This window comes from Aureimonas sp. N4, from assembly GCF_001463925.1.
Taxonomy (GTDB): Bacteria; Pseudomonadota; Alphaproteobacteria; order Rhizobiales; family Rhizobiaceae; genus Aureimonas; species Aureimonas ureilytica_A.
Genome location: NZ_BBWS01000015.1, coordinates 71,767 through 91,318, shown reverse-complemented (window position 1 = coordinate 91,318; position 19,552 = coordinate 71,767). Strand labels below are relative to the sequence as shown.

Sequence of the window (19,552 nt, the reverse complement as noted above, 5' to 3'; positions counted from 1 at the left end):
ACTCGACGGTCTATATCTCGACCGCCGGTGTGACGTCCGCCAACGCGGCCGCCGATATCTCGGCCTTCGTGACGAACGCTCAGGCGGCCGTTGATGCGGCTTTCGGCGCCGGCAAGATCGTCGTTGACAAGACCGGTGGCGGCAACCTGCGCTTCACCACCGTTGCGGTCGGCACGAACGCCACGATCACCGCTGCCAACGTTCGCGCTGTGGACGGTAACGGCGTGGTCTCCAATACGGCCGGTATGACCAACACGACGGCGGCCGGTCAGGCTGCGACCAGCCTCTCGGCGGCCACGCTGACGTCTGGTGCTGCCTTCGCCGGTCCGGTGACGTTCGGCGATCAGACCGTCTTGTCTTTCAACGTCTCGGTCGATGGTGGTACCGCGACCAAGGTGACGATCGACAAGGCGACCATCAACGCCGCCCTGAGCGCTTCGACGGGATCGACCGTCACGAACGGCACGATGACGAGCGCATCTGACTACCTCACGGTCGTCCAGAAGGCTCTTCAGAACGCCTCGCTGAACTCGGTTCTGACCGCGACGCTCGACGGCAGCAACCGTCTGGTCCTGACGAAGCAGACCCAGGGCGTCGGCTCCATCGCGATCGACCCGGCCTCGGTCGTGGCTTCGGCCGGTGCGGACTCGCTCTCGATCGATGGCATCGACATCAGCGATGCGACCCTGTCAGCCCGCGGCGTCAACGGAACCAACCGTGCGAACGTTCTCAAGGCCTACATCACGCTCGTCAACAACGCGATCACCAAGGTCACGTCCGCTGCCGCTGCACTGGGCTCCGTCGCCTCGCGCATCGACTCGCAGAAGTCCTTCGTGAACACGCTGATGGACACGATTGACAAGGGCGTTTCCAACCTGGTCGACGCCGACATGACCGAAGAGTCCACCAAGCTCCAGGCTCTGCAGGTCAAGCAGCAGCTCGGAACCCAGGCGCTCTCGATCGCCAACCAGTCCGCTCAGGGCGTTCTCTCGCTCTTCCGCTCGTAATTCGAACGGACGGGCCGGATCGGCGGGGCAACCCGCCGGTTCGAACTCTAGTCTCCAGCACCTCTCGGGCCGTAAGGCTCGGGAGGTGTTTTCGTTTTGGGGCGGGAACGAACACTGTGGCTCCGAGGCTCCGGGGGAGGGGATGCACCGAAACCGCAGCCTGCCGCAAACCTTGCCGCGCGGTTAAATTCATCACGCCCGCACAAGCTTAGCAGCCCAATGTCGGATCATCACTTCCCGCATCCGCAGGCGAACTCTATGGCGATGGTCGCTCGGGCCGAGGCCCAGAAACTTCTGTCCAATCTTCAGGCGCTCGGCGGCCGAAAGCTCGGCGCGCTGGCGATGGTTGGCATCGTGGCGGTGGCGCTGGTCAGTCTTGCCGCCTGGACCCTATCCAAGCCGACGATGGAGGTCCTGTATTCCGGCCTCGATCGGCAGGATGTCGCGCGCATCGGCGCGGCCCTGACAGAGGCCGGCATTCCCTTCGACGTGAACGCCACCGGCGACACGGTCTCCACCAATTTCTCCCAGACCGCCTCGGCGCGCATGTTGCTGGCCGAAAAGAGCCTGCCGCGCTCCGACAAGGCGGGCTACGAGCTCTTCGACACGATGGGCTCCATGGGCCTCACCACCTTCATGCAAGAGGTGACCAAGGTCCGCGCGCTGGAGGGCGAGCTGGCTCGCACCATCCAGACGCTGAAGGACGTGCGCGCCGCCCGCGTGCATATCGTCCTGCCGGAGCAGGGTTCGTTCCGCCGCGAACAGCAGCCGCCGTCCGCCAGCGTCGTGATCCGCACCGATAATGTCGAGGATTTCGCCAACGCACAGGCCATCCGCCACCTCGTCGCCTCGGCCATCCCCGGCATGAAGGTGGATCAGGTGACGGTGCTGAACACCGACGGCCGCCTTCTGGCCTCGGGCGACGACTCCACCAACGCCAATTCCACCAAGCAGCTCGGCATGGAGTCGATCGTCTCGACCTCGATCGAAGACTCGATCCGCCGCACGCTCGCCCCCTATCTCGGCGTCGGCAACTTCCAGTCCTCCGTCATCGCCCGGCTCGACACCGACCGCAAGCAGACGAGCGCCCGCAAGTTCGACCCCGAAGGCCGTGTCGAGCGCTCTGTGCGCACGGTCAAGGAAACCGGCCAGTCGACCGATACGTCGGGCAACAACCCGGCCACCGCCGGCCAGAACGTGCCCCAGGCCCAGCCGCAGGCGAACGCTCAAGGGAACAATTCCTCCGAGGCCAAGGACCGCCGCGAGGAACTGACGAACTACGAGATCAACGAGACCACGACGCAGACCGTGTCCGACGGCTACGACGTGAAGAAGCTCTCGGTCGCCGTGGTCGTCAACCGCGCCCGTCTGGCCGCAACGGTGGGCGAGAACGCCACCCAGGAGCAGATCGACGCGGCCCTGGCCGAAGTGCGCAAGCTCGTGGCCTCCGCCTCCGGCATCTCCGAGACGCGCGGCGACCAGCTGGAAGTGACGGCGGTGGACTTCGTGTCCAACGGTCAGGACCTCGAACCGGTGCCCGCTCCCAGCTATGCCGAAATGCTGCTCAAGCAGTCCGGCACGGTGGTCAACGCTCTCACCATCCTCGTGGTCGCGGTTCTCGTGATCTGGTTCGGCCTCAAGCCCGCCATTCGCGCCATCGCCGGCCCGGCCGCCAACGACAACACTGCCGCCGCCGGCGCACTCGGCTCGGACGATGCGATCGAGCTGCACAATCCCTCGCTCGACATGCCAGAGATCACGGGAATTCCTGGTGCCATGACCTTCTCGGAAGATTTTGCAGCCTCGCTCGGTTACGGCGACCCCGCCAGCTCCGACGACCTCCTCGACGAACTGACCCGCAACCGCGCCAACTCGCCCAAGGTGCGCCTCGAAAAGCTCGTCGAATTCGACGAAGCCCAAGCGGCAGCCATCCTGAAGCAGTGGATCCACGATAAAGAAGCGGCCTAATCCATGATCCCTCTCGCTCAGCTCCTGGCCGATCAGTCCGACGACGAATTCGTCCCCTTCCGCGCTCCGGCCCGCCGGCCCGCCCCGGCCCCGGTCGCCACCCGCCCGCTGCAAAGCAGCCTTCCTCGTATCACCGCGCCCGCTCCGGCTCGCGCCCCGGCCGCGCCCGCCAAGGCGCTCGCCGCCCCCAGCCGCCAGCAGGCCCAGCTGCGGCCCGTTACCGAGCCCCGCGTTCCCCTGCGCGAGCTGGAAGCCGAGCGTGAGGCCTGGGCGGCCGAGCGTGAAGCCCTGATCGAAGAGCGCGAAGCCGCGCTGGCCGATGCCCGCCGGCAGGCGGCCGAGGAGACCGAGACGCTGCGCCAGGATCTGGAGCGCGTGTCGGCCGACCGGATCGAGGAGCTTCGCCGTCAGCTCGCCGCCGAACATGGCGCCACCCTGCAGGACACCAGACGGAACTGGGTGGAAAACGAGGGCGACCGCCTGGCCGATCTCGTGATCCTGCAGATGGCGGTGTTCGAGGACGCGCTGAAGTCGACGCTCAACTCGCTGCTGCGCCCGCTCGTTCTCGACGCGCGCAAGCGCCAGACGGTGGACGAGCTGGCCGGCGCGGTGAAGACGATCGCCTTCGACGGCTCGTCGGTGAAGATCGCGGCATCGGGTCCGAGCGACCTGCTTCAGGCTCTGGAAAGCAAGCTCGGCGACCATGCCCGCCACGTGTCCTTCGATACGAACGAGACGGACACGGATGTGCGCATCGACGCCAACCAGACCGTGATCGAAACGCGCCTGGCCGCTTGGCTGAAGGCGGTTGAAGAGGCCCTCTCGTGAGCAGCGATTCCGCACACGATCACGGCAGCATCATCATCGTCCGCCGGGGTGGCGGCGATCATGACGGTCACCACGGTGGCGCCTGGAAGATCGCCTTCGCCGACTTCATGACGGCGCTGATGGCCTTCTTCCTCGTGATGTGGCTGACCGCCGTGTCCGATCAGGCGACGAAGAAGCAGATCGCGCAATATTTCAACCCGATCGAGTTGAACAGCGACGTCCCGCCGACGGACGGCCTGACCAAGACCGACGCGGCGCCCTCCGGCCCGCCCGAGCAGAAGACCGGCCCGAACTCGCAGCCCGGTCAGCCCGGCGGCAAGCCCGTGGGCGGGACGGCCGAAGGCGGCGAGGATCAGGCGCTGTTCCGCGACCCCTATGCGGTTCTCGCCGAGATCGTGGCCGAAGGTGGGCCTGCAGTGGAAAAGGGCACGGCCAAGGGCAAGCCCGATGGCACCGGCCTTCCGGGTCTGAACGGCGGCGACGCCTATCGCGATCCGTTCGACCCGACCTCCTGGCAGATGCAGCCGAACATGGTGGCAAGCGCCAACGATCTGGCCGACAAGCCGCTGACCGAGAACCTTCCGCCGCCTTCGGCCGATGAGTTCAAGACGGTGGCGACGGTCAACACACCGGCTCCGCCCAAGCCGGCAGCGGCTCCGCGCACGGCGCAGGAAGCGGACGCGGCCAAGATCGAGAAGGAAATCGAGGCCAGCGCTCCGGGCGCCGGGGCGGATGTCGCGGTCAAGGCCGGCGCTCCGGGCTCGGGCACGGTGACGATCTCGCTTGCCGACACGCTCGACACCGGCATGTTCCAGATCGGTTCGGCCCGCCCGACCGCCGATGCGATCCATCTCATGGAAAAGATCGCGGGCATCCTGAAGTCCCGGCCGGGCAAGATCGTCATTCGCGGCCATACCGACGCCCGTCCCTATGCTCAGAACAAGGGCGAGTTGGACAATTGGCGCCTTTCGACCGACCGCGCGCACATGGCCTATTACATGCTGATGCGCGGCGGGCTCGACGACAAGCGCGTCGAGGCCATCGAGGGCGTCGCCGACCGCCAACCCAGCAACACGTCCGATCCCGAGGCCGCCAGCAACCGGCGCATCGAGATCCTCCTGAAAGAGCCAGCAGCGTGAAAACAGTTCTCGGAGTGGCCCTCTGCGCCTTGATCCTCGGTTCCGGAGCCCTCCGGGCCGAGGACGGCGGACAGGCCGAAGCGGCCGCTTCGAGCGGCCACGAAGTTGCGGCGCCCGCCGAAGGGGAAGCCAAGGCGGATGCCGGGACGCAGGGAGAGGCCACCGCGCAATTTGCCACGACGCGCGCGCCCATGCCTTTCGACGTCATGCGCTCGGTGCAGTTTCTTCAGGATCAGGTCGCGCGCGGCAATGACCGGGCGATCCGGGTGCAGGCCCTTCTCCTGCGCCGTTTCGGGCGGACCTTCCTGGAGGCCGATCCAGCGGTCTGGCGCGATCCGCGCAATTTCCGCGCGGCGATCCTCTTCTCGCTGAGCGGCGGAACGCCCGACGTCCTCGACCGCCTGACGCGGGAAAAGCTTCTGGACGAGTCCCAGACGGCGCTGATCGAAGGCACGCTGGCCTATGTCCGCAACAATCTGGAAAAGGCCAAGAAGCGCCTTGCCGATGTGCCGCTCGCAGAGATGGAGCCGGTTCTGGCGGCCCAGTTGCATCTGGTGCTGGGTCAGATCCATCAGGGTGACAATCCCAAGGACGCCATCGCGCATCTCGATCAGGCCCGACTTCTGGCACCCGGCACCCTGATCGAAGAGGCATCCTTGCGCCTGGGCGCCATGCTGGTGGACGCCAGCGGCGACCATGCCCGCGCCGATCAGCTCGCGCGGCGCTATTTCGATCGCTTCGCCAACAGCTCCTATGCCGGCAATTTCGAGGCCCGCTTCAGCGCGATGGTGACGAGCCGCGGCTCGGCCAATGCGGAAGAAGCGCTGGCCGAAATGTCCGACGTGATCGCGGCCCTCTCGGGCCCGCGCCAGCAGACGCTTTATCTCGCGGCGGCGCGGCGCTCGTTGGTGGAAGGCAATCTCCAGTTCGCCGCCGCTTCGGCCGAAGCGGCGCTGGCGATCCCCGGCCTGTCGGGACCCGACCAGAGCCGAGCCGAACTCTACAAGACGGCCTCCTCGCTCGGCTCGCTGAAGCCGACCGAGGCACGCCAGACGCTCGACCGGATCGAACGCGCCGAACTGCATCCCGAAGACGCCACCCTGCTGGACGCCGCCTATACCGTGCTCGACCAGATCGACGCGACGCTGGCGGCCATGCCGGCGCCCGCCCTGAACGTCGCGTCGGCCAAGGCCGATGGGCCCGCCGTTCTGGCACGCGCGGAAGCCGCTCTCGCCCAATCCTCCCAAGCTTTGAAGCCTTAAGGTCCATGAAGATCGATCTCTCTCCGCCGATGCCGGATCGTGAACCGCCACTTCGGACCGCGCCACGCGACGACGATGCGCGCCGTGACCAGGGCCGCGCCTTCGACGCGGCCGTGCGGGATGCCAAGCCGCCGCAGCGCGACACGGCGAATGCCGACAATCGCGCGTCGGCCCCGTCCGCGCAGAGCGACGCGTCCGCCAAGCCAACGACGTCGCAGTACGCTTCGAGCGCGCGAGCGAGCGAGGCGAAAGCCGGCGAGGCGACGTCTGCAAAGCGCGATGCGGGGGATGGCAAGGACACCGATCCCAACAAGGATGCGGACGCCGCCGATTCGACGCAGGCCGAGGGCGCGGACAAGCGCGCGCTCCAGTCCCTCTTGGGCCTCTTGAATCATTCGGGCCAGCCCAGCGACGACAAGCGCAAGGCCTCCGAACAGGACGCCGCGACCCGAACGCTGGTGCCCAGCGGAGCGGAACAGGGGCTCGATCCGACGGGCGGGGAGGGGACAGGGGGCAAGAGCGTTCGCCTCGAAGTCCTGAAGATGGAAACGCATTTCGAGCCGCATCAGGACGGAATGGTTCTCGTTCAGGCGAAAGGCGACGAGGCCGCTCGGAAGGCGGCGGCGGATGCCAAGTCCGCGGGTGTCAAGACCACCACCGAATCGTCTGCCAGCGCGGTTCTGGCAAGCCTCAGCGACAAGGCCAAGGCCAGTTCGGAGCGCGTGTCCACCAAGGGCGCGGCGGCGACAGGCGACGGCCAGCAGCCAAGCGAGGCGCCGCTGCCTTTGCGCTTCGACGAAGCCCTGGCACGTTTGTCCGATCGCGGCCGTGCGGGCGCGGATCAGGGTGGCGAGCGGCGCAGTGATGCGCAGCGCGCGGCTTCGCTGGACGCGGCCAAGGGCAGCGATACCGCAACAGGCGGCAAGACCTTGACGGTCGATGCTCTGGCGGCGGGCGGCAGTGGAGCGGGCGGGCTCGGCATCGCCACCCAGATTGCCGACCGGATGCTCGAAGTTCTGGGCGAGCCCAACGCACGGCCCTCCAGCGCGGCGACGCCCGATCAGGATGCGCATCTGCGGATGCGGGCCGGCGGCGCGGCGCTGAAAACGCTTACGATCCAGCTCAAGCCCGAGCATCTGGGCACGCTGGACGTGTCCATGCGCTTGTCGGAAGGCAAGCTCACGGTGGAACTTGCGGCCAGCCGCGCCGATACGGCGGTGCTTCTGGCCGAGGATCGCGGGGCCTTGCGTCAACTCTTGGAGCGCGCGGGCTTCTCACTCGACGATGCCGCGATCACCGTGGTCGCCAAGGACATTCAGGCCAACGCCCCGCGTGCGGCCGATGGATCGACCGGTGCGGGCAACGACAATTCGAGCTCGAACGGAGCGTCGGGACAAGCTGCCAGAGACGGCTCCCCATCTCGCGACGAGCAGCCGAACGGGCGCCGTTCGCCCGAGACCCCGACTCGCGAGGGCACCGTATCGCAGGACGCTTCGCGCACTCGCCGAGCGTCCACCTATCTCTGAAAAACCATCTCGTTTCTGCAAAACAGACCAAGGGCGGAAAGGGTCTCCTTTCCGCCCTTTTTTGCGCCGCAAAAATATAGGCTCTGTGGCCTTGAAAGGGTTAACGAGTTGAAACTCCGTCGACTTTTATGCAACGCCCAAGCTTGCGTTAACCCTATAGTGATTTTTGGGGATAGGCCGATTCGAGGGGTGCAGGTAACTTTTCCCTAACGAAACGCAAGACATTCGGTGGGGCCAAATGATCGTAGTCGTGGATAACCGGGAACTCGTGACCAACGGCTACAAGTCGCTTTTCTCGCAGGAAGGCGTCTCGTCAGCGGGCTTTGGAGTGGACGAGTTCCGCGACTGGGTCGAGTCGGCCTCCGAGACCGACATCTCCGCCGTCGAGGCGTTTCTGCTGGGCGATTTTCCCGAGCGCAGCACCTTCACCCGCCTCGTGCGGAGCCGCTCCACCGCGCCGATGATCGCTCTGGCCGAGACCAAGGCCCTCAATTCCACGCTCGATCTGTTCGCCGCCGGCATTGACGATGTGGTGGCCAAGCCGGTCCACGTCAAGGAAATCCTGGCGCGCGTCGGCGCCATCCGCCGCCGCGACGTGGCGGTCGATCGCAACCGCAACGCGATCGACGAGATCTGCGTCTTCACCGATGGCCGCGACGCCGAAGTCGGCGGCGAGCCGCTGGTACTGCCGCGCCGCGAGCGCCGCATTCTGGAATATCTGGTCGCCAACAAGGGCCGCCGCGTGTCCAAGCAGCAGCTCTTCAGCGCGATCTACGGCATTTTCGACGAGAACGTCGAAGAGAACGTCATCGAAAGCCACATCTCCAAGCTGCGCAAGAAGCTCAAGATGCGCCTGGGCTACGATCCCGTGTCCTCCAAGCGCTATCTCGGCTACGGCATCGGCGTCTGATCCGCCTAAAGCTCAAGTATTAACAAAAACATTCAACCCGGCGCTTGCGTCGGGTTTATTTATATTTACTAATAAAAGATTAATTCCGTATCATCCTTTACACTTCGTAATGCAGTTTGACGCAAGCCAGTCCCGATACCTTTGCCACAATTCCCCGGTTTGGTATTGAAGGAGCAGGCATGAGCATCGGCGGACTAATGCGCACGAGCGTTTCGGGCATGGACGCGCAGGCCACGCGCCTCAGCGCCGTCTCGGAAAACATCGCGAACGCCAATACCAACGGCTACAAACAGACGACGACGGAGTTCACGTCGCAGATTCTGGCCCATGGTGCGAACCAGTATAATTCTGGCGCGGTGGAAGCCAATGTTCGCACGCTGGTCAGCGAGCAGGGCGGCATTTCCTATACGGCCAATTCCAGCAACTCCAAGAAGATCGATCTCGCCATCCAGGGCAACGGCTTCCTCGTCGTCAACGATGGCAGCACGAAGGGCGGCTCCTCCGGCAACTACCTGACGCGCGCCGGCTCCTTCACCCAGCAGGCCGACGGCACGCTGGTGAACGCGGCCGGTTATACGCTGATGGGGTATCCCGTTACGACCGGTGGGACCGACTACACGCTGAATGGCTTTGCCGGCTTGCAGCCCGTCAACATGCGGGCGTCGCTCTTGAGCGCAACGCCCACGACGAAGGGCGATTTGACCGCGAACCTGAACAAGGAAGCGGCAAAGATCGATCCGACCGCTGCAGGCGTGACCACGCCCGGCGAGATCACGACGACGCCGACCGCAGCCTCGAACACCGTGATTTCCTACACGTCCGCAAGCTCGATCACCACGTATGACAATACGGGCAAGGCGGTTCAGCTCGACGTCTATTATACGAAAATCGACAACAACAAGTGGGAAGTGGCGGTTTTCAATAAAGCAGACGCGTCGTCGACCACGGGCACGAATCCGTCCGCGACCGCGCCCTTCCCCTATGCTGCTGGAACGACCGCGCCGAAGGGGCCTCTGTATACGGGGACGATGACATTCGATGCGTCATCGGGCAAACTCGCGTCGATTACGTCGGGAGGCACCACGTCGACGGTCGATACCGCTGCGCGCAACGGCTTCTTGAACATCGATCTCCGCTCGACCAACGCCAATGCGATCAACGCGCTGAACGGCTCGCAGATCGCGCTGAACGTCAGCGATTTCACCCAGTATTCCAAGGATTACCTGCCGCTCGCCGCCACGGTGAACGGCAATCCGGCCGAAGTGATCGACAAGGTTTCGGTCGGTAAGGACGGAACCGTCTCCGCCACCTTCACCTCGGGCACCTCGCGCAATCTCTACAAGATCCCGCTCGCCATGGTCGCCGCCCCAGACAATCTGACGGGCGTTTCGGGCAACGCGTATTACGCGGGCGTAGAGTCGGGCACGATCCTGATGGGCTTCGGCGGCAGCGGTGGCCTCGGGACTCTTCAGTCCGGGGCACTGGAAAACTCGACGGTCGATCTGGCGAGCGAACTGACGACGATGATCGAATCGCAGCGCTCCTACACGGCCAATTCCAAGGTCTTCCAGACCGGTTCGGAAATCATGGACGTTCTGGTCAACCTGAAGCGCTAACGCCATCGGGGCATGATTTCGAGAGGCGCCGGCGGCGCTTCTCCCTGCGAGGGCGCGGCCGCGGATCGGCGGCCGGCCAACGATCGATTCTCCTTTGCGGACGCCCACCATGACCCTTTCGTCTGCCATCAACACGGCGACGTCGTCGCTTCAGGCCAGCCAGACTCAAACCGCTCTCGTTTCGCGCAACATCGCAAACGCGAATGTGGCCGGCGCGACGCGCAAATACGCCAATGTGGTGACCGGCGCGGACGGGCGGCTTGAAATCCGTTCGGTTTCGCAGTCCGGTAATACCGCTCTGTTTCGAAACGTCCTCAACGGCACCTCGGATGTCGCGAGGTCGGGCGTGGTGGCAGGCGGGCTCGACCGCCTCAACGAGGTGATCGGCGATACCGATGCGAAAGGCTCGCCCGCCGCGAAAGTGTCCGCCCTCGCAGACGCGCTGGTGAGCTACAGCAAGGCTCCAGCCAATGGCGAAGTCGGCCGGGCGGCGGTCGCCGCCGCACAAGCTCTCGCCACGTCGCTGAACGTCGCAAGCGATACCGTTGATCAGATCCGACAGGATGCCGACGACGAACTGGGGCAAGCCGCCAGTGATATGCGCAGCATTCTCAGCCAGATCCAGGATCTGAACCAACGGATCACGGCTGGCACTGTCGCCAACCGGGACGTCACGGACGAGGTGGATCAGCGCGATCAGCAGATTCAAAAACTATCCGAATATGTCGGCATCAACGTTCAGTCGCGTGGCGACAATGACGTGGTGATCTATACCGACAGCGGTGTGACACTGTTCGATCGTGTGGCGCGTAGCGTGGATTTCACGGCCACCCCGTCGCTCAAGCCAGGGCAGGCCGGTGGCGCTTTCCGTATCGACGGAACGGTCGTCACCGGACCCAACTCCTTCATGCCCGTCACGAGCGGCAAGATCGCCGGCTTGATCGAACTGCGGGACAAGGTGGCGCCGCAGTTCCAGACGCAGCTTGACGCCATTGCCAACAACCTGATCGATGTCTTCTCCGAAACCGGGGGAGCGCAGGGCCTCTTTCAGGACGCCAGCGCGACCGTCACCGGCGTTGCTGCCACAGGGACGACGCCTGCCAGCGCGAGTTCATCGCTCGCAGGGGCGGCGGGACGCATCAAGGTTGCCGCCAGCGTCCTGGGAGACCCGACCCTTCTGCGCGACGGCGGGATCAGCGGCGGCGCCAAGTACAATACCGACACCGCTGCAACGGGCTATACGACGCGTCTCACCAATCTTGTGACCAGCATTCGAACCGCTCGCGCCTACAGCGCGGATGGTGCCGATGCCACCGGGACGATCGCCAATTTCGCGGGCTCGTCGATGAGCTGGCTGCAGGGCACGCGCTCGACGACGCTGGCAACCAACCAGTATCAGCAGACGCTTCTCGATAAGACCCAGACGACGCTTTCGAATGAAACAGGCATCGACCTGAACACCGAGCTGACACGGCTTCTCGATCTCCAGCGTTCGTTTCAGGCCTCGTCCAAGATCATCACCACGGTGGACCAGATGATGGCCGCCCTTCTGCAAGCCATCTGAGGACGCTCGGCGCCATGTCGATTTCCAGCCTGACCTTAAGCAACTTCTCGCGCAGCACCATCCAGCGCGTGCAGACCCAAATCGCCGATGCGCAGAAGGAGTTCAACACCGGACGCCACGCCGATGTGGGTCGCACGCTCGGCCGCGTCACCGGAAACGCGATCTCCTACCATTCGCAGGAGGACACGTTCCAAAGCATGTTGGACTCCAACAAATTAATCACCAGCCGCTTTCAGCTGATGGACAATTCGTTGACGTCGATCCGCAACGCGTCCGACGACTATTCCAAGGCGCTGATCAACGGCACGGCCACGGGAACGGGCACGGCCGCTCTCATACAAAGCGCGCAGCAGGGCCTTCAGCAGGTTCTGGGCGCGGTCAATGTCAGCAGCGGCGGCGAATATCTGTTCGGCGGCACTCACGCGAACACCCAGCCGGTGAAAAGCGACAGCGCTACCTTGACCACTTTGTCGGGCAGCATCCAGTCGAAATTCCTTGATGCGCTCGGCATCACGGACGTTTCCCAAGCGACTGCAGACCAGGTGAATGCCTATTTCAGCGATGCCGGCTATACGAAATCAGGCTCCGCGACGGCTCGCAGCTTTTCGGTCGATTTCTTCGGCACCCCGGCTGTGCCGGCCAATGGCGCGACGCCGGCCGTTGCGGCTGTTCCCGGTCTCTGGGACGGCATCGCCGATTCCGGCGGCGCGGTCTCGTCCGCCTATATCTCGCGCTCCGAGCAGATCGACACGTCGGTCAACGTCAATACGCCGGCCTTCAAGAATACGGTCGCGGCCTATGCGATGATCGGCGCGCTGGGCGTGGACAAGATGGGCGATAGCGCCCGCCAAGCCCTGACAACGGCGGCGCAGGTGAAGCTGAAGTCGGGTCAGGACGGCATCGTCAAGGTTCAGTCGGACCTCGGCGTTCGGCAGAACCGCGTCGATGCCGCCAATACGCTGCTGACCAAGCAGAAGGATTTGGTGACCGCCGCGTATGACCGCCTCGAAGGCGTCGATCAGACCGAAGCCGGATTGCTGATCAACCAACTGAAGACGCAGCTCGACGCGACCTTCGCCGTCACCGGCAAGCTGCAGAATCTCAGCCTTCTCAACTATCTCTGATCCGGCCTCGCCGCCGAACCCGACCAAAGGGCATGAATGCCCGCCGCTTTGAGGAATGGGAATGTATCAATTCTCCTATGCCGAGGTTACGCAGGACAGCTCGGCAACGGCGCGCGAGCGCGAGCGCGAGGCGCTCGATCGCATGGTCGATGCGCTCAAGCACGCCGAGGCCGCGGGCCCGCGTTCGCGCGAGGCGATCGACGCCATCTACCTGACGCGCAATCTCTGGTCGGTGCTGGTGGAAGATCTCGCGACGCCCGGCAATGCGCTGCCGGACGAACTTCGCGCCAGCCTCATCTCGATCGGGCTCTGGATCATGCGCGAAGCCGAGGCGATCCGGCTCGGCCAGCGCGAGAGCTTCTCGACCATGATCGAGGTCACCACCATGATCCGCGACGGGTTGGGAGAATAAGGATGTCGACACTTCGCATCACCCTGCGAGCGGGCGAGCGCATCTTCGTCAATGGCGCGGTCATGCGCGTCGATCGCAAGACCCATCTGGAATTCATGAACGACGTGACCTTCCTTCTGGAAAGCCACGTGATGCAGGCTGAAGACGCGACGACGCCGATCCGCCAGCTCTACTTCGTGGTCCAGCTCATGCTGATCGATCCCGCGACGGCGAGCGAAACGCGCGTTCTCTTCGAACGCAGCTTCCCCGCCCTTATGGCCGCCTTCTCCTCGGCAGCCGTGCGCTCCGGGCTGCAGGACGTCGCCGAGCTGATCGAGCGCGACCGCGTCTTCGAGGCGCTGAAGCGCCTGCGGGCGATCATTCCGCTGGAAGACGCGATTCTCGCGGCAGCGGCCACCGAAGACGCACCCGCCCATATGGGTTCTGTTTCCTTGCCGGAGCGTGCTCCGGTTGCTGTTGGAGCTCGCTGATCATGGAAGTTTCCGGCGTTTCGACGCAGAACCAGACCACCAATGTCGGCGCTTCGACCGGCACGTCCTCGTCCACGGCCAGCGAGCTGAAGACGGGCCTCGACTACAACGCCTTCCTGCAGCTTCTCGTCACACAGATGAAGAACCAGGACCCGTTGAACCCGACCGATCCGACCCAGCAGATGAGCCAGCTCGCCTCGTTCTCCAACGTGGAACAGTCGATCAAGCTGAACCAGAAGCTGGAGGCGATGACGACGCTGAACGCGCTCACCAACGCCAACTCGCTGATCGGCCGCACGATCACCAATGGCGACCAGACGCTGAGCGGCGTGGTGAAGTCCGTGCAGGTCACCAGCGACGGCACGGTGGCCACGCTCTCCTCGGGCAAGACCATGACGCTCGGCAACGGCGTGAAGGTCGAGTAGCCATGAACGAGGCCGATGCCATCGACATCGTTCAGCACGCGATCTGGACGGTGGTTCTCGCTTGCGGCCCGGCCGTGGCCGGCGCCATGCTGGTCGGCATTCTGATCGCGCTCTTCCAGGCGCTGACGCAGATTCAGGAGGTCACGCTGACCTTCGTGCCGAAGATCCTCGCGATCTTCGTCATCATCGCGCTGACGGCTTCCTTCACCGGCGCGCAGGTCTATGCCTTCACGCAGGAAAGCTATTCCCGCATCGAACACGGGTTCTGAGCTTTCTCGTATTTTGATTTGATCGAGACGCCCGTCGGTTCGCTCCGGCGGGCGTTTTTGCTTGCGATATGGTCCGCATCGCGCCAGCCCGGCACCAGTGAGTCCTGAAATAAAGCGTTAAGGATTGTGCCGCGACCGGACCGTCGCGGGATCTGTGCCGAGCCGGGCTCCGTTTGCCCGCGCGCCGTTTTTCGGGGAATGCGCCGTATGTCGGTCGACACGCTCAAGATCGCGCCCAGCCTGCCGGGCAATTCACGCCGCGACATCGGCTTTGCCGTCGGCATCATCGCGATGCTGGCGGTTCTGTTCGTGCCCATTCCCGCCTTCCTGATCGACGTCGGGCTGGTGATCTCGATCGCGCTGTCGATCCTGATCCTGATGGTGTCGCTCTGGATTCAGAAGCCGCTGGAATTCTCGGCCTTTCCGACCGTGCTGCTCCTGGCCACCATGCTGCGCCTGTCGCTCAACATCGCGACGACGCGCGTCATCCTCAGCCATGGCGACCAGGGCCACAACGCGGCCGGCTATGTCATCGGCGGCTTTTCGCAGTTCGTCATGGGCGGCGACTTCGTCATCGGCATCGTGGTCTTCATCATCCTGATCACGGTCAACTTCCTCGTCATCACCAAGGGCGCGACGCGTATCGCGGAAGTCGGCGCGCGCTTCACGCTCGACGCCATTCCCGGCAAGCAGATGGCGATCGATGCCGATCTCTCGGCCGGCCTCATCGACGAGAAGCAGGCGCAGACCCGCCGGCGCGAACTGGAAGAGGAAAGCTCCTTCTTCGGTTCGATGGACGGTGCCTCGAAATTCGTGCGCGGCGACGCGATCGCCGGCCTCATCATCACGGCCGTCAACATCTTCGGCGGTATCATCATCGGCGTGACCCGCCACGGCATGGACGCCAGCCACGCGGCCGACGTCTTCGTGAAGCTGTCGGTCGGTGACGGTCTCGTCACGCAGATCCCGGCCCTGATCGTCTCGCTCGCAGCCGGTCTTCTCGTCTCCAAGGGCGGAACGCGCGGCGCCGCCGAACAGGCCATCATGACGCAGCTCGGGCACTATCCCCGCGCGCTGATGGTGGCCGCCGCGCTGCTCGGCGTTCTCTCGCTGCTGCCCGGCCTGCCCATGCTGCCCTTCGCGCTGACGGCCTGCGCGCTCGCCGGCATCGCCTATGTCATTCCGCGTCGCCGCGCCGAGGTGGAGCAGAAGGAGCAGGCCGAACAGAAGGCCGCCGAGGAAAAGGCGCTCGAAGCGGAACGCCAGTCGGTCAAGGAATCGCTGCGCATCATCGAAGTGGAGCTGGTGCTCGGCAAGCAGGTCGCCGCTCATCTCAACTTCTCGCGCGACGAACTGGCCAATCGCGTCGCCAAGATGCGCCGCCGCTTCGCCTCGCGCTACGGTTTCGTCATCCCCGAGATCAAGCTCTCGGACGATTTGGCGCTCGACCCGCGCTCCTATGCCATCAAGGTTCATGGCACGACGGTCGCCAGCCAGCCCATCCGCCTCGGCGATCTCTTGATCGTGCTCGGCGATGCGCCCGTGCCCGATATTCCGCACGATCTGACCAAGGAGCCGGCCTTCGGCCTGCGCGCCGCCTGGATTTCCGAAACCTTCGCGGCCGCCGCGCGGCGCTCGGGCTTCGAGCCGGTGGATACGCTGTCGATCATCCTGACGCATCTGTCGGAGGTGATCCGCAACAACCTCGCCCATCTCCTGTCCTACAAGGACATGCGCTCGCTGCTCGACCGGCTGGAGCCCGAATACAAGCGGCTGATCGACGAGATCGTGCCGGCCCATATGAGCTATTCCGGTCTTCAGGCGGTGCTGAAGCTGCTGCTCGCCGAGCGTGTGTCCGTACGGAACCTGACGCTGATCCTGGAAGCCATCGCGGAAATCGCGCCCCATGTGCGCCGTTCCGAGCGCATCGTGGAACATGTGCGCACCCGCATGGCGCAGCAGATCTGCGGCGATCTCCTGCACAATGGCCAGCTGGGCGTCCTGCGCCTGGGCAACCGCTGGGATCTCGCCTTCCATCAGGCGCTCAAGCGCGACGCCAAGGGCGACGTCATCGAGTTCGACATCGACCCCCGCCTCGTGGAGCAGTTCGCCACGGAAGCCACCAAGATGATCCGCGAGAAGACCGACCAGGGCGAGAACTTCGTGCTCGTCGCCTCGCCGGACGCCCGCCCCTATGTGCGCATGATGATCGAGCGTATCTTCGTCAATCTGCCTGTTCTCTCGCATCTCGAAATCGCGCGCGGCGTCGACATCAAGGCGCTCGGATCGATCTCGTGACCGCCGACGCGCAGGCGCTGATCATCGCGCTGTTCCTGATCTTCTGCCGCATCGGCTCCTGCCTGATGATGCTGCCGGGCTATTCCAGCGCGCGTATCCCGACGCATATTCGCCTCTTCGTGGCGATCGCGGTGGCCTTGTCCGTCGCGCCCCGGCTTCTGCCGCAGGTGCTGCCGCTGGTGCAGACGGCCAGCGACGACATGCGCATCTACATGACCGTCGGCGAAATCCTGAACGGGCTGCTGATCGGGCTTCTGGGGCGCGTCTTCATGCTGGCGCTGCAATTTTCGGGCAGCGTCATGGCCAACGCGATCGGCATGGGCCAGTCGCTCGGCGTGCCCCTGGAAGGCCACGAGGCCGACCCCGCGCTCGTTTCGCTGATCACGCTGACGGCGACGGTGATGATCTTCTCGCTGAACCTTCACGCCGAAATCGTCAACGCGCTGGTGGCGTCCTATAAGGCGATGCCGGTGGAACTCGGCTTCTCGATCCGCTCCGGCCTCAATTCGCTGGTGGACAATCTGGCGCAGACCTTCATGCTGTGCCTGCGCATTTCCAGCCCCTTCGTCGTCTATGCCGTGATCGTCAATTTCGCGATCGGCCTCGCCAATAAGATGACGCCGGCCATCCCGATCTACTTCATCTCCATGCCCTTCGTTCTGGCGGGCGGGCTTCTGCTTCTTTGGTTCAGCGCCGGCAATATCCTGTCGATCTTCGCGGGCGCCTATCGTCAATGGGTGGTCATGGGATGAGCGAAGGCAAACGATCCGACCGGCTGGCCCGCGTTCTGGCCGTGCAGGAGCGCAAGCGCCAGCAGGCCGAATGGGCGCTCGCCGAACTCGTGCGCGAGCAAAAGGGCCTGGAAGACACGCGCGACGAGCTGCTCGATACCTTGGGCGCGCAGTCGCTGATGCAGGGCCTGTTTCTCGACGCCAAGGTCTCCGCGCTCCGGCGCAACGATCTGGCGCTGGCGGCCGTCTCGGCCAAGCAGTTGGACGCACGCGAGCGCGTTCGGGCAGAGAACATGACGGAGAAGCGTGTCGAGCGCGCGGCGGAGGCGGCCCTCGTGGAGGACCGGATCGCACAGGACGCGGTCGAACTTCTCTCCGCCCTCGAAGATCATCTCGTCGCCCGCGCCGCAAGCCTGGAATAAGTGCGGCGCGCTAGAAGAAGAGTGACATGCGGCCCCAAGGTCGCGATCTCCTTTCGGACCATCACGCCATGACCGTGGACCCGCTTTCCTCCTTGTCGCCGACCGCTCAAACCGAGCGCAGTGCGCCCGCCTCCGCGGTGCCGACCGCGCCCGTCTCGGCGACGGACGCCGGCAGCTTTGCCGATCTTCTGGCCGCGCAGAACCTGCAAGGGGCCGCGCGCGCGCAGGAGGAGCGGGGCGAGCGCTTCTTCCATCAGTCGTCGCATAGCGGCGAGCTGAAGCCGCTCCAGAAGTTCGAGAGCTTCTTCCTGCGCAATTTCGTGGAAACGATGCTGCCGCAGAAGGACACGAGCTTCTTTGGCTCCGGTACGGCCGGCCAGATCTGGAAATCCATGCTGGCCGAGCGCATCGGCGACGAGATGGCCGCCTCTGGCGGCATCGGGATCGCCGACATGCTGGCCAAGCGCGAGCCGGGTGGGCCGGACAAAAGCTAACCTATCCGGGCTCTTGGGTCGTCGAGGGCCCGGAGCGCACCGATGACAGCGGCTCGTTCGTCTGGCGTGGGCAGGATGCGTCTGACCATTGCGAGGCACGAAGCCGTCAACGAGTTTCGCTTGCGCCCCCAATGGGATGAGCATGAGCGAGGCGAGAGGCGGCGAAGCCGCGACAGAAAAGGACATGAGCACGTGGAAGCGGTTCTCACTCAGGCCATCAATCGTCTGGAATCCGTTCTGGCGGGCGAAAGCCTCGCGCTGCGCTCGGGCGACAGCACGGGCCTCAGCGACATCAGCAATCGCAAGAACCAGAGCCTGTTCGAACTGACGCGCCTGCAGCGCGGCATCGAGCCGGCCTCGCTCAGCGCCGAGATGCGCGATCGCCTCGGCACCCTGCGCGAGCATCTGACGGAAAACAGCCGTCTCCTGCAGATCCATATCGAGGCGACCGCCGAGGTGGCCGACGTCATCACGCGCGCCATCGCCGCGGCCGAGTCGGACGGAACCTACGGCTCCAGCCTGTCCGGTGCGCGGGTCGCCAAATGATCAAGCTTCTCGGGATCGGCGTCTGGGTGATGGTCGTCACGCTGGGCTCGGGCTTTGCCATGGCCAAGCTGAGCGGCGGCGGCGAGGCGCCCGCGCCTAAGCAGCCGACCTATTTCGAAGGTCTCGACTACAAGAAGACCACCAGCATCGCCGTGCCGCTGATCTCGGAAAACGCGATCCAGGGCTATGTCCTGGCGCGCTTCGTCTACACGATCGACGGCAAGCTTTCCGCGACGCTGGCCGTGCCGCCCGATCCGATCATTCTGGATGAGGCCTTTCGCGCGGTCTACTCCGTCTCGGGCTTCGATTTCCGCCATCCCGAGCGCTACGACGTGGCTGCTCTCCTCGCCTCGATCAAGGAAACGGTCAACAAGCGTTACGGCCAGAAGGTGGTCGAGGACGTGATGATCGATCAGTTCGACTTCCTGCCCAAGAACCAGATGGGCGGGGCGATGGGCGGCAATCAGTCCAAGGGCGAGATCGAGCAGCTTCAGTCGCGCGGCAAGACCTGATCGAACCGGCCTTTACGGCATGGCAACCC

20 protein-coding genes are annotated in these 19,552 nt (G+C 64.5%); all 20 read left to right on the top strand.

Annotated elements, in window-relative coordinates; all coding sequences use genetic code 11:
• Positions 1 to 1,007, top strand: a 1,007-nt coding sequence (locus AUL28_RS05220) for a flagellin (protein WP_062230900.1), incomplete at its 5' end; no start/stop codon positions are given.
• Between the two features lie 264 nt (positions 1,008 to 1,271).
• Positions 1,272 to 2,975, top strand: coding sequence for a flagellar basal-body MS-ring/collar protein FliF (gene fliF / locus AUL28_RS05215; RefSeq protein WP_062230911.1), 1,704 nt, complete (start codon positions 1,272 to 1,274; stop codon positions 2,973 to 2,975).
• A gap of 3 nt (positions 2,976 to 2,978) precedes the next feature.
• Entirely contained in the window at positions 2,979 to 3,803 is an 825-nt protein-coding gene (locus AUL28_RS05210; protein ID WP_062230899.1) for a hypothetical protein, read from the top strand.
• Positions 3,800 to 4,942 carry a flagellar motor protein MotB gene (locus AUL28_RS05205; RefSeq protein ID WP_062217412.1) on the top strand — a complete coding sequence of 381 codons (1,143 nt, stop codon included), beginning with the start codon at positions 3,800 to 3,802 and terminating at the stop codon, positions 4,940 to 4,942. Before AUL28_RS05210 ends, AUL28_RS05205 begins: the two co-directional genes overlap by 4 nt.
• Complete coding sequence (locus AUL28_RS05200; RefSeq protein ID WP_156419891.1) at positions 4,939 to 6,204, top strand: hypothetical protein; 1,266 nt, start codon at positions 4,939 to 4,941, stop codon at positions 6,202 to 6,204. The genes AUL28_RS05205 and AUL28_RS05200 overlap by 4 nt, the downstream gene beginning before the upstream one ends.
• A gap of 5 nt (positions 6,205 to 6,209) precedes the next feature.
• Positions 6,210 to 7,730, top strand: coding sequence for a flagellar hook-length control protein FliK (locus AUL28_RS05195; protein WP_062230897.1), 1,521 nt, complete (start codon positions 6,210 to 6,212; stop codon positions 7,728 to 7,730).
• Positions 7,731 to 7,968: 238 nt separating this feature from the next.
• Positions 7,969 to 8,640: a response regulator transcription factor gene (locus tag AUL28_RS05190; protein WP_058600908.1), complete on the top strand. Its 672-nt coding sequence runs from the start codon at positions 7,969 to 7,971 to the stop codon at positions 8,638 to 8,640.
• Between the two features lie 179 nt (positions 8,641 to 8,819).
• Positions 8,820 to 10,256, top strand: coding sequence for a flagellar hook protein FlgE (locus tag AUL28_RS05185; RefSeq protein ID WP_062230896.1), 1,437 nt, complete (start codon positions 8,820 to 8,822; stop codon positions 10,254 to 10,256).
• Positions 10,257 to 10,365: 109 nt separating this feature from the next.
• On the top strand, positions 10,366 to 11,820 hold the full coding sequence (gene flgK, locus AUL28_RS05180; protein WP_058635621.1) for a flagellar hook-associated protein FlgK: 1,455 nt from the start codon (positions 10,366 to 10,368) through the stop codon (positions 11,818 to 11,820).
• Positions 11,821 to 11,834: 14 nt separating this feature from the next.
• Positions 11,835 to 12,944, top strand: coding sequence for a flagellar hook-associated family protein (locus tag AUL28_RS05175; protein WP_062230895.1), 1,110 nt, complete (start codon positions 11,835 to 11,837; stop codon positions 12,942 to 12,944).
• A 61-nt stretch (positions 12,945 to 13,005) separates the two neighbouring features.
• The gene (gene flaF / locus AUL28_RS05170) at positions 13,006 to 13,356 is read left to right on the top strand and encodes a flagellar biosynthesis regulator FlaF (protein WP_058600904.1); all 351 of its coding nucleotides are present in this window, start codon (positions 13,006 to 13,008) and stop codon (positions 13,354 to 13,356) included.
• A gap of 2 nt (positions 13,357 to 13,358) precedes the next feature.
• Positions 13,359 to 13,826: a flagellar biosynthesis repressor FlbT gene (gene flbT, locus AUL28_RS05165; RefSeq protein WP_058635619.1), complete on the top strand. Its 468-nt coding sequence runs from the start codon at positions 13,359 to 13,361 to the stop codon at positions 13,824 to 13,826.
• A gap of 2 nt (positions 13,827 to 13,828) precedes the next feature.
• Positions 13,829 to 14,251: a flagellar hook assembly protein FlgD gene (flgD, locus tag AUL28_RS05160; protein ID WP_058635618.1), complete on the top strand. Its 423-nt coding sequence runs from the start codon at positions 13,829 to 13,831 to the stop codon at positions 14,249 to 14,251.
• Positions 14,252 to 14,253: 2 nt separating this feature from the next.
• On the top strand, positions 14,254 to 14,520 hold the full coding sequence (gene fliQ / locus AUL28_RS05155) for a flagellar biosynthesis protein FliQ (RefSeq protein ID WP_058600901.1): 267 nt from the start codon (positions 14,254 to 14,256) through the stop codon (positions 14,518 to 14,520).
• Positions 14,521 to 14,727: 207 nt separating this feature from the next.
• Positions 14,728 to 16,818, top strand: a complete 2,091-nt coding sequence (gene flhA, locus AUL28_RS05150) for a flagellar biosynthesis protein FlhA (RefSeq protein ID WP_156418228.1) — start codon at positions 14,728 to 14,730, stop codon at positions 16,816 to 16,818.
• On the top strand, positions 16,815 to 17,570 hold the full coding sequence (locus AUL28_RS05145) for a flagellar biosynthetic protein FliR (RefSeq protein ID WP_058635617.1): 756 nt from the start codon (positions 16,815 to 16,817) through the stop codon (positions 17,568 to 17,570). The genes flhA and AUL28_RS05145 overlap by 4 nt, the downstream gene beginning before the upstream one ends.
• Positions 17,567 to 17,971: a hypothetical protein gene (locus AUL28_RS05140; RefSeq protein ID WP_058635616.1), complete on the top strand. Its 405-nt coding sequence runs from the start codon at positions 17,567 to 17,569 to the stop codon at positions 17,969 to 17,971. Before AUL28_RS05145 ends, AUL28_RS05140 begins: the two co-directional genes overlap by 4 nt.
• Positions 17,972 to 17,997: 26 nt before the next feature.
• Positions 17,998 to 18,465, top strand: coding sequence for a rod-binding protein (locus AUL28_RS05135; RefSeq protein ID WP_062230894.1), 468 nt, complete (start codon positions 17,998 to 18,000; stop codon positions 18,463 to 18,465).
• Between the two features lie 192 nt (positions 18,466 to 18,657).
• Positions 18,658 to 19,011 carry a flagellar protein FlgN gene (locus tag AUL28_RS05130; protein WP_058600896.1) on the top strand — a complete coding sequence of 118 codons (354 nt, stop codon included), beginning with the start codon at positions 18,658 to 18,660 and terminating at the stop codon, positions 19,009 to 19,011.
• Positions 19,008 to 19,523 carry a hypothetical protein gene (locus tag AUL28_RS05125; RefSeq protein ID WP_058600895.1) on the top strand — a complete coding sequence of 172 codons (516 nt, stop codon included), beginning with the start codon at positions 19,008 to 19,010 and terminating at the stop codon, positions 19,521 to 19,523. Before AUL28_RS05130 ends, AUL28_RS05125 begins: the two co-directional genes overlap by 4 nt.
• Positions 19,524 to 19,552 lie beyond the last annotated feature (29 nt).